This is a genomic window from Pseudomonas sp. R151218B TE3479 (genome assembly GCF_053629195.1).
The window spans coordinates 959,181-975,119 of record NZ_JBRJHV010000001.1 but is presented as its reverse complement, the minus strand read 5'-3'; the positions used below and the strand labels follow the sequence as shown (position 1 = coordinate 975,119).

Genomic DNA, 15,939 nt, shown 5'->3' with positions numbered 1-15,939 from the left:
GTTCGATGGTCACCTCGCAACACGCTGAAGAGTTATCCACAGGTGCCCGTGAACTCGGCGTCAGCCTGACCGAAGCCCAGCACACGCAGTTGCTGGGTTATCTGGCGCTGTTGATCAAATGGAACAAGGCCTACAACCTGACCGCCGTGCGCGATCCGGATGAAATGGTCTCGCGGCATTTGCTCGACAGCCTCAGCGTGATGTCCTTCATCGAAAACGGTCGTTGGCTGGACGTCGGCAGTGGCGGCGGTATGCCGGGCATCCCCCTGGCGATCCTGTTTCCCGACTCGCAAGTGACTTGCCTGGACAGCAACGGCAAGAAAACCCGCTTCCTGACCCAGGTCAAACTCGAACTCAAACTGGATAACCTGCAAGTTATCCACAGCCGCGTCGAAGCGTTCCAGCCTGCCGAGCCGTTCAACGGGATCATCTCCCGGGCGTTCAGCAGCATGGAGAACTTCAGCAACTGGACTCGCCACCTGGGCGACGCCGATACGCGCTGGCTGGCAATGAAGGGCGTTCATCCGGCCGATGAGCTGGTAGCATTGCCGGCAGACTTCCACCTCGATAGCGAACACGCCTTGGCCGTACCCGGTTGCCAAGGCCAACGCCATCTGCTGATACTGCGCCGCACGGCATGATTGGGAACACAAGCAAGAATGGCTAAGGTATTCGCGATAGCGAACCAGAAAGGTGGTGTGGGCAAGACCACCACCTGCATCAACCTCGCAGCATCCCTGGTCGCGACCAAGCGCCGGGTGCTGTTGATCGATCTCGATCCACAGGGCAACGCCACCATGGGCAGCGGTGTGGATAAACATGGCCTGGAAAACTCCATCTACGACGTCCTGATCGGCGAATGCGATCTGGGCCAGGCCATGCACTTCTCCGAACATGGCGGTTATCAACTGCTGCCGGCCAACCGTGACCTGACGGCGGCCGAAGTGGTGCTGCTGGAAATGCAGATGAAGGAAAGCCGCCTGCGCAGCGCCTTGGCGCCGATCCGGGAAAACTACGATTACATCCTGATCGACTGCCCGCCGTCGCTGTCGATGCTGACCCTCAACGCCCTGGTGGCCGCCGATGGGGTCATTATCCCCATGCAGTGCGAGTACTTCGCACTGGAAGGGTTGAGCGACCTTGTGGATAACATCAAGCGCATCGCCGAACTGTTGAACCCGGACCTGAAGGTCGAAGGCCTGTTGCGGACCATGTACGACCCGCGCCTGAGCCTGATGAACGATGTCTCGGCCCAGCTCAAGGAACACTTCGGCGAGCAGCTCTACGACACCGTCATCCCCCGTAACATCCGTCTGGCCGAGGCGCCGAGCTACGGCATGCCGGCCCTGGCCTACGACAAACAATCCCGTGGTGCGCTGGCTTACCTGGCCCTGGCGGGCGAGATGGTTCGTCGTCAGCGCCGCAACCCACGCACCGCTGCAGCCCAGCCAACTTAAGGAAACCCCATGGCCGTCAAGAAACGAGGTCTCGGACGTGGACTGGATGCACTGCTCAGCGGTCCGACTGTCAGCTCGCTGGAAGAACAGGCCGTACAGGCCGACCAGCGCGAGCTGCAGCACTTGCCCCTGGACCTGATCCAGCGCGGCAAATACCAGCCGCGCCGGGACATGGACCCGCAGGCGCTGGAAGAACTGGCCCAATCGATCAAGAGCCAGGGCGTGATGCAGCCGATCGTGGTCCGGCCGATCGCCAATGGACGCTTCGAGATCATCGCCGGCGAACGTCGCTGGCGCGCCAGCCAGCAGGCCGGCCAGGAAACCATCCCGGCGATGGTCCGCGATGTGCCGGATGAAACCGCCATCGCCATGGCGCTGATCGAGAACATCCAGCGCGAAGACCTCAACCCGATTGAAGAAGCCGTAGCCCTGCAACGTCTGCAGCAGGAGTTCCAGCTGACCCAGCAACAGGTTGCCGAGGCGGTGGGCAAGTCCCGCGTGACCGTGGCCAACCTGCTGCGCCTGATCGCGTTGCCGGAAGTCATCAAGACCATGCTGTCCCATGGCGACCTGGAAATGGGCCATGCCCGAGCATTGCTCGGTTTGCCGGAAAATCAACAGGTTGAAGGGGCGCGACATGTTGTCGCACGCGGCCTCACCGTGCGCCAAACCGAGGCATTGGTTCGCCAGTGGCTCAGTGGCAAACCGGCACCTGTCGAGGCACCCAAGATCGATCCGGATATCGCCCGCCTCGAACAACGCCTGGCCGAGCGCCTGGGCTCTGCGGTGCAGATTCGCCACGGGAAGAAGGGCAAGGGCCAATTGGTGATCGGTTATAACTCCCTCGATGAGCTGCAGGGTGTCCTTGCACACATTCGCTGAAACAATTGCTCTTGTAGCGCGCAGTCGGAAATCACTACCTGGCAGTTGAATAGGGGCAGAACCGCCCCTATACTCTGCGCGCATTTTGTCGGCACAAATTATGCCAAGTTATTGAATTATGGCGGCCGACTATTGGAGAGCAAAAGCGATGGAAACCCGCACGCCAAACCGCTTGCCGTTCCATCGTCTGGCAGTTTTCCCGGTTTTGATGGCTCAATTCACCGTCGTACTGATCGCCACATTGGCGCTCTGGCAATGGAAAGGAGTCGTCGCCGGATACTCAGGGCTTTGCGGAGGCCTGATAGCCTTGCTTCCCAATATTTACTTTGCTCATAGGGCCTTTCGGTTTTCCGGCGCCCGAGCAGCCCAGGCTATCGTCCGGTCTTTTTATGCCGGCGAGGCGGGGAAACTGATTTTGACGGCAGTGCTGTTTGCATTGACGTTCGCAGGTGTGAAGCCACTGGCGCCGCTGGCTGTATTCAGCGTCTTCGTGCTGACCCAACTGGTTAGCTGGTTCGCTCCCCTGCTAATGAGAACAAGACTTTCGAGACCTTAGGGCGTTTGAGGCAACCATGGCAGAGACAACCGCTTCGGGCTATATCCAGCACCACTTGCAGAACCTGACCTTCGGTCAGCTACCCAACGGCGGCTGGGGCTTCGCCCACACCGCAGCAGAAGCCAAGGAAATGGGCTTCTGGGCTTTCCACGTCGATACCCTCGGCTGGTCGGTCGCACTGGGCCTGATCTTCGTTCTTCTTTTCCGCATGGCGGCGAAGAAGGCGACCTCCGGACAGCCAGGCGCACTGCAGAACTTCGTTGAAGTACTGGTCGAATTCGTCGATGGCAGCGTGAAAGACAGCTTCCATGGCCGCAGCCCGGTGATCGCACCGCTGGCACTGACCATCTTCGTCTGGGTGTTCCTGATGAACGCCATCGACCTGGTACCGGTCGACTGGATTCCTCAGCTGGCCATCCTGATCTCCGGCGATGCACACATCCCCTTCCGCGCCGTGTCGACCACCGACCCGAACGCGACCCTGGGCATGGCGTTCTCGGTTTTCGCACTGATCATTTTCTATAGCATCAAGGTCAAGGGCATCGGCGGCTTCATCGGCGAACTGACCCTGCACCCGTTCGGCAGCAAGAACATCCTCGTTCAGGCCCTGCTGATTCCGGTGAACTTCCTGTTGGAATTCGTGACCCTGATCGCCAAGCCGATTTCTCTGGCACTGCGTCTGTTCGGCAACATGTATGCCGGCGAACTGGTGTTCATCCTGATCGCTGTGATGTTCGGCAGCGGCCTGCTCTGGCTCAGCGGCCTGGGTGTAGTTCTGCAGTGGGCGTGGGCTGTGTTCCACATCCTGATCATCACCCTGCAGGCGTTCATCTTCATGATGCTGACCATCGTCTACCTGTCGATGGCGCACGAAGAAAACCATTAAGGCCAGTCTCGACTAGTCTGATGTCCTTCCCGGTCAAACGGGAAGGAGCCCGAACCGGGCTGAGAAACGATTTGTTTTACCGCTTTAATCTAAAAAACCTAAACCATACGACGTAAAAGTCGGGAGGAAAGATGGAAACTGTAGTTGGTCTAACCGCTATCGCTGTTGCACTGTTGATCGGCCTGGGCGCACTGGGTACCGCAATTGGTTTCGGCCTGTTGGGCGGCAAGTTCCTGGAAGGCGCAGCGCGTCAGCCAGAAATGGTTCCAATGCTGCAAGTCAAAATGTTCATCGTGGCCGGTCTGCTCGACGCCGTGACCATGATCGGTGTTGGTATCGCGCTGTTCTTCACCTTTGCGAACCCGTTCGTTGGTCAAATCGCTGGCTAATTACTCGGATGTCTCGAGTAGATTGGTGTGATGGACAACGTAACTGCGAGGTGTTGGCGTGAACATTAATGCGACCCTGATTGGCCAGTCCGTTGCGTTCCTGATTTTTGTACTGTTCTGCATGAAGTTCGTATGGCCTCCGGTCATTGCGGCATTGCACGAACGTCAAAAGAAGATCGCTGATGGTCTGGACGCTGCCAGCCGTGCAGCTCGCGACCTGGAGTTGGCCCATGAGAAAGTGGGTCAGCAACTGCGCGAAGCGAAAGCTCAGGCAGCTGAAATCATCGAGCAAGCCAAGAAACGCGGTACCCAGATTGTCGACGAAGCCCGTGAACAGGCTCGCGTCGAAGCTGACCGTGTGAAGGCTCAGGCTCAAGCCGAGATCGAACAGGAACTCAACAGTGTCAAAGACGCGCTGCGTGCCCAAGTGGGTGCTCTGGCCGTTGGCGGTGCTTCGAAGATCCTGGGTGCCACAATCGATCAAAACGCGCACGCAGAGCTGGTAAACAAACTGGCTGCTGAAATCTAAGCGAGGGCGATCATGGCAGAACTGACCACGTTGGCCCGACCTTACGCTAAGGCGGCCTTCGAGCACGCTCAGGCCCACCAGCAACTGGCCAATTGGTCAGCCATGCTCGGCCTGGCAGCAGCGGTGTCGCAAGACGGCACCATGCAGCGCGTGCTCAAGGCCCCGCGACTGACGAGCGCAGAAAAGGCCGCCACGTTCATTGACGTGTGCGGCGACAAGTTCGATGCCAAGGCACAGAATTTCATTCACGTCGTTGCCGAAAACGACCGTCTCCCGCTTCTGCCGGAGATCGCCGCTCTTTTCGACCTGTACAAGGCCGAGCAAGAGAAATCGGTAGACGTGGAAGTCACCAGTGCTTTCGCATTGAACCAAGAACAGCAAGACAAACTCGCCAAGGTTCTCAGTGCACGACTCAACCGGGAAGTGCGCCTGCAAGTCGAGGAAGACAAGTCCCTGATTGGGGGCGTTGTCATCCGCGCCGGCGACCTGGTTATCGATGGCTCGATTCGCGGCAAAATCGCGAAACTTGCCGAAGCATTGAAATCTTGAGTTTGAAGGGGCAGCAGAGCAATGCAGCAACTCAATCCTTCCGAAATAAGTGAAATTATCAAGGGCCGCATCGACAAACTCGATGTGACCTCCCAAGCCCGTAACGAAGGCACTGTCGTCAGCGTATCTGACGGCATCGTGCGGATTCACGGTCTGGCCGACGTCATGTACGGCGAGATGATCGAGTTTCCGGGCGGCGTCTACGGTATGGCCCTCAACCTGGAGCAAGACTCTGTAGGTGCCGTGGTACTGGGCGCATACACGACGCTGGCTGAAGGCATGAGCGCCAAGTGCACCGGCCGCATCCTCGAAGTTCCGGTAGGTAAGGAACTGCTAGGGCGCGTTGTCGACGCACTGGGTAACCCTGTTGACGGCAAAGGTCCGCTGAACAACACCGAGACCGACGCGGTCGAGAAAGTTGCTCCAGGCGTGATCTGGCGTAAGTCGGTAGACCAGCCTGTACAGACTGGCTACAAGGCTGTCGATGCCATGATCCCTGTCGGCCGTGGCCAGCGTGAGCTGATCATCGGCGACCGTCAGATCGGTAAGACCGCTCTGGCGATCGACGCGATCATCAACCAGAAAAACAGCGGCATCTTCTGTGTCTACGTGGCAATCGGTCAGAAGCAATCGACCATCGCCAACGTGGTTCGCAAGCTGGAAGAGAACGGTGCACTGGCTAACACCATCATCGTTGCCGCCAGTGCTTCCGAATCGGCCGCACTGCAGTTCCTGGCACCGTACTCCGGTTGCACCATGGGCGAATACTTCCGCGACCGCGGTGAAGACGCGCTGATCGTTTATGACGATCTGTCCAAGCAAGCAGTGGCCTACCGCCAGATTTCCCTGCTGCTGCGCCGTCCACCAGGCCGTGAAGCCTACCCAGGCGACGTGTTCTATCTCCACTCCCGTCTGCTGGAGCGCGCATCCCGCGTTTCGGAAGAGTACGTAGAGAAGTTCACCAACGGCGCAGTGACTGGCAAGACCGGTTCCCTGACCGCTCTGCCGATCATCGAAACCCAGGCTGGCGACGTTTCCGCGTTCGTTCCGACCAACGTGATTTCCATCACCGACGGTCAGATCTTCCTGGAATCGGCCATGTTCAACTCGGGCATCCGTCCTGCTGTGAACGCCGGTGTTTCGGTATCCCGTGTGGGTGGTGCCGCTCAGACCAAGATCATCAAGAAGCTGTCCGGTGGTATCCGTACCGCCCTGGCCCAGTACCGTGAACTGGCGGCATTCGCCCAGTTCGCTTCTGACCTGGACGAAGCGACCCGTAAGCAACTTGAGCATGGTCAGCGCGTTACCGAGCTGATGAAGCAGAAGCAATACGCACCAATGTCGATCGCTGACATGGCGCTGTCGCTGTATGCCGCTGAGCGTGGGTTCCTGACTGACATTGAAATCGCCAAGATCGGCAGCTTCGAACAAGCGCTGATCGCTTTCTTCAACCGCGATCACGCCGATTTGATGGCCAAGATCAACGTTAAAGGTGACTTCAATGACGAAATCGACGCTGGCCTCAAGGCTGGTATCGAGAAGTTCAAGGCCACCCAAACCTGGTAAGCCGCAGCGGGAGCCGCAAGGCTCCCGCTTGCTAACCTGATAGGTGTTACATGGCAGGCGCAAAAGAGATTCGCAGTAAGATTGCGAGCATCAAAAGCACGCAAAAGATTACCAGCGCCATGGAAAAAGTGGCGGTCAGCAAAATGCGCAAGGCACAAATGCGCATGGCTGCTAGCCGTCCTTATGCGGAGCGCATTCGCCAGGTGATTGGTCATCTGGCCAACGCCAACCCGGAATACCGCCACCCGTTCATGATCGAACGCGCCGTCAAGCGCGTCGGTTACGTTGTGGTGAGCAGTGACCGTGGTCTGTGCGGTGGCTTGAACACCAACCTGTTCAAGGCCCTGGTCAAGGACATGGCGGTAAACCGCGAACAAGGCGTCGAGATCGATCTGTGCGTGGTCGGTAGCAAGGGTGCGGCTTTCTTCCGCAACTTCGGCGGTAACGTCGTCGCTGCTATCAGCCACCTGGGTGAAGAGCCGTCGATCAATGACCTGATCGGCAGCGTCAAGGTGATGCTGGATGCTTACCTGGAAGGCCGGATCGACCGTCTGTCCGTGGTATCCAACAAGTTCATCAACACCATGACGCAACAGCCGACCGTGGAGCAGTTGATTCCACTGGTGGCGACCCCGGAACAGGAACTCAAGCACCACTGGGACTATCTCTACGAACCGGATGCCAAGGAGCTGCTTGACGGCTTGATGGTCCGCTACGTGGAGTCGCAGGTCTACCAGGCGGTGGTCGAGAACAACGCAGCTGAACAAGCGGCGCGGATGATCGCGATGAAGAACGCTACCGACAACGCCGGTGATTTGATCAGCGATTTGCAGCTGATCTACAACAAGGCGCGTCAGGCTGCGATCACCCAAGAGATCTCGGAAATCGTCGGCGGCGCTGCCGCGGTTTAACGGTTCAAATATTCAGAGGATCCAGCTATGAGTAGCGGACGTATCGTTCAAATCATCGGCGCCGTTATCGACGTGGAATTCCCACGCGACAGCGTACCGAGCATCTACGACGCCTTGAAGGTTCAAGGCGCCGAAACCACCCTGGAAGTTCAGCAGCAGCTGGGCGACGGCGTGGTTCGTACCATTGCGATGGGCTCCACCGAGGGCTTGAAGCGCGGTCTGGACGTCAACAACACTGGCGCAGCCATCTCCGTACCGGTCGGTAAAGCGACCCTGGGCCGGATCATGGACGTACTGGGCAACCCGATCGACGAAGCTGGCCCGATCGACACCGAAGAGCGCTGGGGCATTCACCGTCCTGCGCCAACCTTCGCTGAACAGGCCGGTGGCAACGAACTGCTGGAAACCGGCATCAAGGTCATCGACCTGGTTTGCCCGTTCGCCAAGGGCGGTAAAGTCGGTCTGTTCGGTGGTGCCGGTGTAGGCAAGACCGTAAACATGATGGAACTGATCCGTAACATCGCCATCGAGCACAGCGGTTATTCCGTGTTCGCCGGTGTGGGTGAGCGTACTCGTGAGGGTAACGACTTCTACCACGAGATGAAGGATTCCAACGTTCTGGACAAAGTGGCACTGGTCTACGGCCAGATGAACGAGCCGCCGGGAAACCGTCTGCGCGTAGCCCTGACCGGCCTGACCATGGCCGAGAAGTTCCGTGACGAAGGTAACGACGTTCTGCTGTTCGTCGACAACATCTACCGTTACACCCTGGCCGGTACCGAAGTATCCGCACTGCTGGGCCGTATGCCTTCGGCAGTAGGTTACCAGCCGACCCTGGCTGAAGAGATGGGCGTGTTGCAAGAGCGCATCACTTCCACCAAGCAAGGCTCGATCACCTCGATCCAAGCGGTATACGTACCAGCGGACGACTTGACCGACCCGTCGCCAGCGACCACCTTCGCCCACTTGGACGCCACCGTCGTTCTGTCCCGTGACATCGCTTCCCTGGGTATCTACCCAGCGGTAGACCCACTGGACTCGACTTCGCGCCAACTGGACCCGAACGTGATCGGCCAGGAGCACTACGACACCGCTCGCGGCGTACAGTACGTGCTGCAGCGTTACAAGGAACTGAAGGACATCATCGCGATCCTGGGTATGGACGAGCTGTCGGAAGCCGACAAGCAGTTGGTAAACCGTGCTCGTAAGATCCAGCGCTTCTTGTCGCAGCCGTTCTTCGTGGCTGAAGTCTTCACCGGTGCCTCGGGTAAATACGTTTCCCTGAAAGACACCATTGCTGGCTTCAAAGGCATCCTCAACGGTGACTACGACCACCTGCCAGAACAAGCGTTCTACATGGTCGGCGGCATCGAAGAAGCGATCGAGAAAGCCAAGAAACTGTAATCCCGGCGCCCGGCAACGGGCGCTAATTTAGGTTGAGGCAATCAGATGGCTATGACAGTCCATTGCGATATCGTCAGTGCGGAAGGGGAAATCTTCTCCGGTCTGGTCGAGTTTGTGGTTGCGCACGGTGAGCTGGGTGATCTTGGTATCGCCCTGGGTCACGCACCGCTGATCACCAGCTTGAAGCCAGGTCCGATTACTCTGACCAAGCAGGGCGGGGAAAGGGAGGTGTTCTACATCTCCGGTGGTTTCCTCGAGGTTCAGCCGAACATGGTCAAGGTCCTTGCCGACACCGTGCAACGTGCTGCCGACCTGGACGAAGCCTCCGCTCAGGAAGCCGTCAAGGCTGCCGAGAAGGCTCTGAACGAAAAAGGTGCAGACTTCGACTACGGTTCTGCTGCCGCACGTCTGGCCGAGGCCGCAGCCCAGCTGCGTACCGTCCAGCAGATCCGCAAGAAGTTCGGCGGCTAAGCCGTCTGCTTTCTGTGCGATTGATTAAAAAGGGTAGCCTCGGCTACCCTTTTTTCTTTTCCCCCTATTCATTACCTGGTCGCAGCCGCTGACCACCCAGGATTGGTAGCCAGTCATGTCTCTTGAAATCGTTATCCTCGCGGCCGGCCAAGGCACCCGCATGCGTTCGGCGTTGCCCAAGGTCTTGCACCCGGTCGCCGGCAATTCCATGCTCGGTCATGTTATCCACAGCGCGCGGCAACTTGATCCACAGCGCATTCACGTGGTCATCGGCCACGGTGCCGATGCGGTACGCGAACGCCTGGCAGCGGATGACCTGAATTTCGTCCTGCAGGACAAACAACTGGGCACCGGCCACGCCGTGGCCCAGGCCGTGCCGTTCATCACGGCCGATACGGTGCTGATTCTCTACGGCGATGTGCCGCTGATCGAAGTCGAGACCTTGCAGCGCCTGCTCAAGCACGTCGCCCCACAGCAATTGGGCCTGCTGACCGTCGAGCTGGATGACCCCACCGGTTACGGCCGCATTGTGCGCAACGCCGACGGCCAGGTGACGGCGATTGTCGAGCAAAAGGACGCCAACGAAGCCCAGCGCGCGATCACCGAGGGCAACACCGGGATCCTGGCTGTACCGGCCGAGCGCCTGGGCGATTGGATGAGTCGTCTGTCGAATAACAATGCCCAGGGCGAGTACTACCTGACTGATGTGATTGCCATGGCTGTTGCCGATGGGCTGGTGGTCGCCACCGAGCAGCCGCTGGACGCCATGGAAGTGCAGGGCGCCAACGATCGCCGGCAACTGGCCGAGCTGGAGCGCCACTATCAATTGCGCGCCGCCCGCCGCCTGATGGCCCAAGGCGTGACCCTGCGCGATCCATCCCGTTTCGACGTGCGCGGTGAAGTCAGCGTGGGTCGCGACGTGGTCATCGATATCAACGTCATCCTCGAAGGCAAGGTCGTCATCGAAGACGACGTGGTCATCGGCCCGAACTGCGTGATCAAGGACAGTACCCTGCGCAAGGGCGTGGTGATCAAGGCCAACAGCCATCTCGATGGCGCGGTCATGGGCGAAGGCAGCGACGCCGGCCCGTTTGCGCGCTTGCGTCCAGGCTCCGTGCTGGAAGCCCGTGCCCATGTGGGTAACTTCGTCGAACTCAAGAACGCCCATTTGGGCGAAGACGCCAAGGCCGGCCACCTGACCTACCTGGGGGACGCTGAAGTTGGCGCCCGCACCAACGTTGGCGCCGGCACCATCACCTGCAACTACGATGGCGCCAACAAGTGGAAAACCGTAATGGGGGACGATGTCTTCATTGGCTCTAACAACTCCTTGGTGGCGCCTGTGGATATCTCCAGCGGTGCGACCACGGCGGCCGGTTCGACCCTGACCCAGAATGTGGATAACGGCCAATTGGCGGTGGCGCGCGCGCGCCAACGCAACATCGACGGCTGGAAGCGGCCGGAAAAAATCAAGAAGTCCTAAGTTATCCACAATCCCTGTGGGAGCGGGCTTGCTCGCGATAGCGGTGTATCAGGTAAAGCTGTATTGCCTGGCCTGGCCCCTTCGCGAGCAAGCTCGCTCCCACAGTCATGAGAGGATTTCTGAATTTTTCTCCTGGCGCCTTGACGATATCGTTGCAATAGGTTTTGATTGCTTACGTTATCTTTCGAATCGAAACTTAAGTCGCCATGTCGAAACGCAATACACCCCAGCGCCGTCACAACATCCTTGCTTTGCTCCAAGAGCAGGGCGAGGTCAGTGTGGATGAGCTGGCCAAGCGTTTCGAAACCTCGGAGGTTACGATCCGCAAGGATCTCGCCGCCCTGGAAACCAATGGCCTGTTACTGCGTCGCTACGGTGGCGCGGTGCCGATGCCGCAGGAGTTGGTGGCCGATAACGGGCAAACCGTTTCCAAGTACAAACTCGCCATTGCCCGTGCCGCCGTGAAGCGGATCCGCGAACATGCGCGAATCATCATCGACAGCGGCAGTACCACCGCCGCCATGATCCCTCAACTCGGCCAACAGCCGGGCCTGGTGGTGATGACCAATTCCTTGCATGTCGCCAATGCCTTGAGCGAACTGGAGCACGAGCCGGTGCTGTTGATGACCGGCGGCACCTGGGACCCTCACTCCGAGTCGTTCCAGGGCCAGGTGGCCGAGCAGGTTCTGCGTTCCTACGACTTCGACCAGTTGTTCATCGGCGCCGACGGCATCGATCTGGTTCGAGGTACCACCACCTTCAACGAACTGCTGGGCTTGAGCCGCGTGATGGCTGAGGTTGCCCGGGAAGTGATCGTGATGGTGGAGGCCGACAAGATCGGCCGCAAGATCCCCAACCTGGAGCTGCCGTGGAGCAGCGTCCATACCCTCATTACCGATGATCGCCTGCCCGTAGAGGCCCGCGATCAGATTCAGGCCCGCGGCATCACCGTGATCTGCGCGCCTGTCAGCCAGGAGAAATAGCATGTGTGGAATTGTCGGCGCCGTTGCTGAACGCAACATCACAGCAATCTTGCTCGAAGGCCTCAAGCGCCTGGAATACCGCGGCTACGATAGCGCCGGTGTGGCGGTGTTCACCAACGACGAGAAGCTTGAGCGCATGCGTCGTCCGGGCAAGGTCAGCGAACTGGAGCAGGCGTTGGACGCCGAGCCGCTGCTCGGTCGCCTCGGTATCGCCCACACCCGTTGGGCCACCCATGGCGCGCCGTGCGAGCGTAACGCTCACCCGCATTTCTCCGGCGATCTGGCGGTGGTGCACAACGGCATCATCGAAAACCACGAAGCCCTGCGTGAACAGCTCAAGGCGCTCGGTTATGTGTTCACTTCGGACACCGACACTGAAGTCATCGCCCATCTTCTCAACCACAAGCTCAAGGACCTGGTGGATCTGACCGTGGCCCTCAAGGCCACCGTCAAGGAGCTGCACGGTGCCTATGGCCTGGCGGTCATCAGCGCGAAACAACCTGATCGCCTGGTCGCAGCCCGCAGCGGCAGCCCATTGGTGATCGGCCTGGGCCTGGGGGAAAACTTCCTGGCTTCCGATCAGCTGGCGCTGCGTCAGGTCACCGACCGCTTCATGTACCTGGAAGAAGGCGATATCGCTGAAATTCGCCGCGACAGCGTGCAGATCTGGGATATCGACGGCAAAGCCGTGGAGCGCGAGACCGTCCAGTACCGCGACGGTGCCGAAGCCGCCGACAAGGGCGAGTTCCGCCACTTCATGCTCAAGGAAATCCACGAACAACCGGCCGTGGTGCAGCGCACCCTGGAAGGCCGCATGAGCCAGAGCCAGGTGCTGGTCCAGGCGTTCGGCCCACAGGCCGCCGAACTGTTCGCCAAGGTCCGCAACGTGCAGATCGTGGCGTGCGGCACCAGTTATCACGCCGGCATGGTCGCCCGTTACTGGCTCGAAGAACTGGCCGGTATTCCGTGCCAGGTCGAAGTCGCCAGCGAGTTCCGTTACCGTAAGGTGGTGGTGCAGCCGGACACCTTGTTTGTCACCATTTCCCAGTCCGGGGAAACCGCCGACACCCTGGCCGCTCTGCGTAACGCCAAGGAACTGGGTTTCCTTGCCAGCCTGGCGATCTGCAACGTCGGCATCAGCTCGCTGGTGCGCGAGTCCGACCTGACCCTGCTGACCCAGGCCGGCCGTGAGATCGGCGTGGCGTCGACCAAGGCATTTACCACGCAACTGGTGGGCCTGCTGTTACTGACCCTGTCCCTGGGCCAGGTCCGCGGCACGTTGGGCGAGGGCGTCGAGGCCAAGCTGGTGGAAGAGCTGCGCCGCCTGCCCGCCCGCCTGGGCGAAGCCTTGGCCATGGACAGCACCGTGGAAAAAATCGCCGAGCTGTTCGCCGAGAAGAATCACACCCTGTTCCTCGGGCGTGGCGCGCAATTCCCGGTGGCGATGGAAGGGGCCTTGAAGCTCAAGGAAATCTCCTACATCCACGCCGAGGCCTACCCGGCCGGTGAACTCAAGCACGGCCCGCTGGCGCTTGTGGATAACGACATGCCGGTGGTCACCGTGGCGCCGAACAACGAACTGCTGGAAAAACTCAAGTCCAACCTGCAGGAAGTGCGCGCCCGTGGCGGCCAGTTGATTGTCTTTGCAGACGAGCAAGCCGGCATGACCAACGGTGAAGGCACCCACGTGGTGCACATGCCGCACATTCACGACATCCTGTCGCCGATTCTCTACACCATCCCGTTGCAACTGCTGTCGTACTACGTCGCGGTGCTCAAGGGCACTGATGTGGACCAGCCGCGTAACTTGGCGAAGTCTGTGACGGTGGAGTGAGTCGTCTGCCAAGAGCCAGGCTTTGGCTTTTGAGAATTAAAACGGTCGCGTGTGAATTAAAACTGTTGCAGGTGGCCGTTTGATCCCTCGGGCTGTTCTTGACGTGTACAGGAAGGGCCAGGCCCAATTCGATCATGGAGTGACCCTAGTAACCTACGTCGTGACAAGCTCAATGTGGCATCGAGGCTCTTCGCGGCTGGCTCAACCTAATTGCCGAGTGGCCCCTGACTCAGCCTGCTTCTTTCCGACCATCTCCGGAGCTGGAGCTGTGGGTCGGTTCGCCGATGCCATCGGCTTGTGCGATTTTTCGGTCAAGCTCATACGCGTCGCCTGGATAAATCACGGGTAAAAAAGCTGCCTTTTAGGGGCGGCTATTTGTGCCTGTCCGGTTATGTAGCCGGGTTGGGTCGTTCACAGGGAACGCATGGTGCGAACTGAGCTTACACATGTGGCGAGAGCGGTCGAGACTAGCCCATCAGGCGAATGGTGGAAACGATGCAGGGCTGATCCGCACCTACGAACAGCACTTCATCAACCATCCATTGAAAGAAATTGAGATGAGCCACGAACGAGCGGCTAGAAAAAAGGAGCGTGATAAAAAGCGAGCTGCGGCTGAGAACACTTCAGTGCCAGATCCCCCTACTCCACTCATACCAGTATCTGTTTCCGGGGCAACATAGTGCTGCTGGTAAGGTAACGGCGCTTTCTTTTTCATTGATTCCAATATGCAGTTACTGGGTTAATATACAGTTCTCTTCCTGGTGTTCGCTCAAAGAGGACTGAATGGCTCCTACTCATGGCATCATCGAAATCAGATCGCTTATCGATCTCCTCTCCCTGTTCAATATCTGCGCTGACATAACCTTGACCAAGGAGCAGTACAGCCACCCACTGCGACCCTATCGCTTGATTCAGCCTGAAGCCAGTTGCCAATACCAGAAAAAAGGTACGCGCTGTTCGAAGATGCATCAACATGGCTTTGTCGTCGAACTCAAAGATGGCTCTAACGTACTGATAGGTCATTGCTGCGCCCACAATCACCTGGGCCTTCATGACGCTGAGGTCAAAGGCGCGTTAAAACAGCTTTCAGCCGCAGAAAAACGAAACATTCGCCGCCATAAGGTGGAGAAGTTACTCCTCCGGCGGGATGCTTTTATTGAACGGGTAAGAACGGCAAATATTAGGCATCGCGGGCTATTAGAAAGAATCGACCACCTCATGCAAACCTTTCCCGAGCGTGTGGGTGACATCCTGCAAACTCGGTGGAAAAGTAGCCAGTTGGAAGTGCTATGGGACTATCAGATCATCAAGAAAGGGATTGATGAGAAGGGTAAGACCTATGAGGAGCGTCGCTGGTACCCCCATTCCTTCGGAAATCTTAAAGGCATGGGGTTATGGCTACAGTTGGGTCAGCAGCGGTATCAGGAGCGTCTGCTCGATTTTCGCCGCTTACTTGAGGCTATTCCTTCAACTACTCGTTTGACCAATGCACAGGTAGAACAGGCAGAGGCTGTTTTCAACCGACTGAATGAGCTGACAGTCATCGAGAGAGATATACAGTCCCAGACGAAGCTGATCGATGAATTCCTTAATCCCGCCAACCTGGAAATGGTTATCCAGTTGACCAGCAATCAAAAAATTCGCGCGGAAACGGTGCTCGCGGTGCACCAGCTTCGAAATGAGCCTTGCGGCACGGCTCCTGAGAAATACGTAGCCGAAATCGACCGAATGCTGAAGCAGCGATATTCCGCCGGAGCCATACGAATCTCTGAGTGATTCTTCTCGCCCCGGCGTCAAAGCTCGAGTCGCCGATATCGACCTCTCGTGCAGAGCGCGCTGGTCCTACGTTGGCGTCGGGGGCGGGTTGGTGTTTTGCTGAGCGATGAGCTGTGCTCGATAAATTCGCCAAGTCCAGACAATTGTGGTGAGCATGCAAATGACGGCCTTCTCCCTGCCGTAAAAAGATAAAGGGGTGCTAGACTCCTTGCGAGGTCTAGCACCCCTAACCTTGCACCACCACAGCCCTGACCAGTCAAGAC

16 protein-coding genes are annotated in these 15,939 nt (G+C 58.4%); all 16 read left to right on the top strand.

Going from position 1 to position 15,939, the window contains the following annotated elements; genetic code table 11:
* Positions 1–5: 5 nt before the first annotated feature.
* On the top strand, positions 6–641 hold the full coding sequence (rsmG, locus tag AB7M32_RS04445) for a 16S rRNA (guanine(527)-N(7))-methyltransferase RsmG (protein WP_454252099.1): 636 nt from the start codon (positions 6–8) through the stop codon (positions 639–641).
* 18 nt (positions 642–659) lie between these two features.
* A complete protein-coding gene (locus tag AB7M32_RS04440; RefSeq protein WP_003207100.1) occupies positions 660–1,457 on the top strand; it encodes a ParA family protein in 798 nt (265 codons plus the stop codon).
* A gap of 9 nt (positions 1,458–1,466) precedes the next feature.
* Positions 1,467–2,339 carry a ParB/RepB/Spo0J family partition protein gene (locus AB7M32_RS04435; RefSeq protein WP_060739912.1) on the top strand — a complete coding sequence of 291 codons (873 nt, stop codon included), beginning with the start codon at positions 1,467–1,469 and terminating at the stop codon, positions 2,337–2,339.
* A 148-nt stretch (positions 2,340–2,487) separates the two neighbouring features.
* Positions 2,488–2,895 carry a F0F1 ATP synthase subunit I gene (locus AB7M32_RS04430; protein WP_014340990.1) on the top strand — a complete coding sequence of 136 codons (408 nt, stop codon included), beginning with the start codon at positions 2,488–2,490 and terminating at the stop codon, positions 2,893–2,895.
* A 16-nt stretch (positions 2,896–2,911) separates the two neighbouring features.
* Positions 2,912–3,781 carry a F0F1 ATP synthase subunit A gene (gene atpB, locus AB7M32_RS04425; RefSeq protein ID WP_039593180.1) on the top strand — a complete coding sequence of 290 codons (870 nt, stop codon included), beginning with the start codon at positions 2,912–2,914 and terminating at the stop codon, positions 3,779–3,781.
* A gap of 131 nt (positions 3,782–3,912) precedes the next feature.
* Positions 3,913–4,170, top strand: a complete 258-nt coding sequence (gene atpE, locus AB7M32_RS04420) for a F0F1 ATP synthase subunit C (RefSeq protein WP_003097235.1) — start codon at positions 3,913–3,915, stop codon at positions 4,168–4,170.
* Positions 4,171–4,228: 58 nt separating this feature from the next.
* Positions 4,229–4,699, top strand: a complete 471-nt coding sequence (locus AB7M32_RS04415; protein ID WP_047230097.1) for a F0F1 ATP synthase subunit B — start codon at positions 4,229–4,231, stop codon at positions 4,697–4,699.
* A 12-nt stretch (positions 4,700–4,711) separates the two neighbouring features.
* The gene (locus AB7M32_RS04410) at positions 4,712–5,248 is read left to right on the top strand and encodes a F0F1 ATP synthase subunit delta (RefSeq protein WP_060739913.1); all 537 of its coding nucleotides are present in this window, start codon (positions 4,712–4,714) and stop codon (positions 5,246–5,248) included.
* A gap of 21 nt (positions 5,249–5,269) precedes the next feature.
* A complete protein-coding gene (gene atpA, locus AB7M32_RS04405) occupies positions 5,270–6,814 on the top strand; it encodes a F0F1 ATP synthase subunit alpha (RefSeq protein WP_053126819.1) in 1,545 nt (514 codons plus the stop codon).
* 50 nt (positions 6,815–6,864) lie between these two features.
* On the top strand, positions 6,865–7,725 hold the full coding sequence (gene atpG / locus AB7M32_RS04400) for a F0F1 ATP synthase subunit gamma (protein ID WP_072343713.1): 861 nt from the start codon (positions 6,865–6,867) through the stop codon (positions 7,723–7,725).
* 27 nt (positions 7,726–7,752) lie between these two features.
* Positions 7,753–9,129: a F0F1 ATP synthase subunit beta gene (gene atpD / locus AB7M32_RS04395; protein WP_003187186.1), complete on the top strand. Its 1,377-nt coding sequence runs from the start codon at positions 7,753–7,755 to the stop codon at positions 9,127–9,129.
* Between the two features lie 45 nt (positions 9,130–9,174).
* Positions 9,175–9,600 carry a F0F1 ATP synthase subunit epsilon gene (locus AB7M32_RS04390; protein ID WP_072407653.1) on the top strand — a complete coding sequence of 142 codons (426 nt, stop codon included), beginning with the start codon at positions 9,175–9,177 and terminating at the stop codon, positions 9,598–9,600.
* A 115-nt stretch (positions 9,601–9,715) separates the two neighbouring features.
* Complete coding sequence (glmU, locus tag AB7M32_RS04385; protein ID WP_454249194.1) at positions 9,716–11,083, top strand: bifunctional UDP-N-acetylglucosamine diphosphorylase/glucosamine-1-phosphate N-acetyltransferase GlmU; 1,368 nt, start codon at positions 9,716–9,718, stop codon at positions 11,081–11,083.
* Between the two features lie 206 nt (positions 11,084–11,289).
* The gene (locus AB7M32_RS04380; protein WP_060739917.1) at positions 11,290–12,066 is read left to right on the top strand and encodes a DeoR/GlpR family DNA-binding transcription regulator; all 777 of its coding nucleotides are present in this window, start codon (positions 11,290–11,292) and stop codon (positions 12,064–12,066) included.
* A 1-nt stretch (position 12,067) separates the two neighbouring features.
* Complete coding sequence (gene glmS, locus AB7M32_RS04375) at positions 12,068–13,900, top strand: glutamine--fructose-6-phosphate transaminase (isomerizing) (protein ID WP_454249193.1); 1,833 nt, start codon at positions 12,068–12,070, stop codon at positions 13,898–13,900.
* 783 nt (positions 13,901–14,683) lie between these two features.
* On the top strand, positions 14,684–15,676 hold the full coding sequence (locus AB7M32_RS04370) for a hypothetical protein (protein ID WP_454249192.1): 993 nt from the start codon (positions 14,684–14,686) through the stop codon (positions 15,674–15,676).
* Positions 15,677–15,939 lie beyond the last annotated feature (263 nt).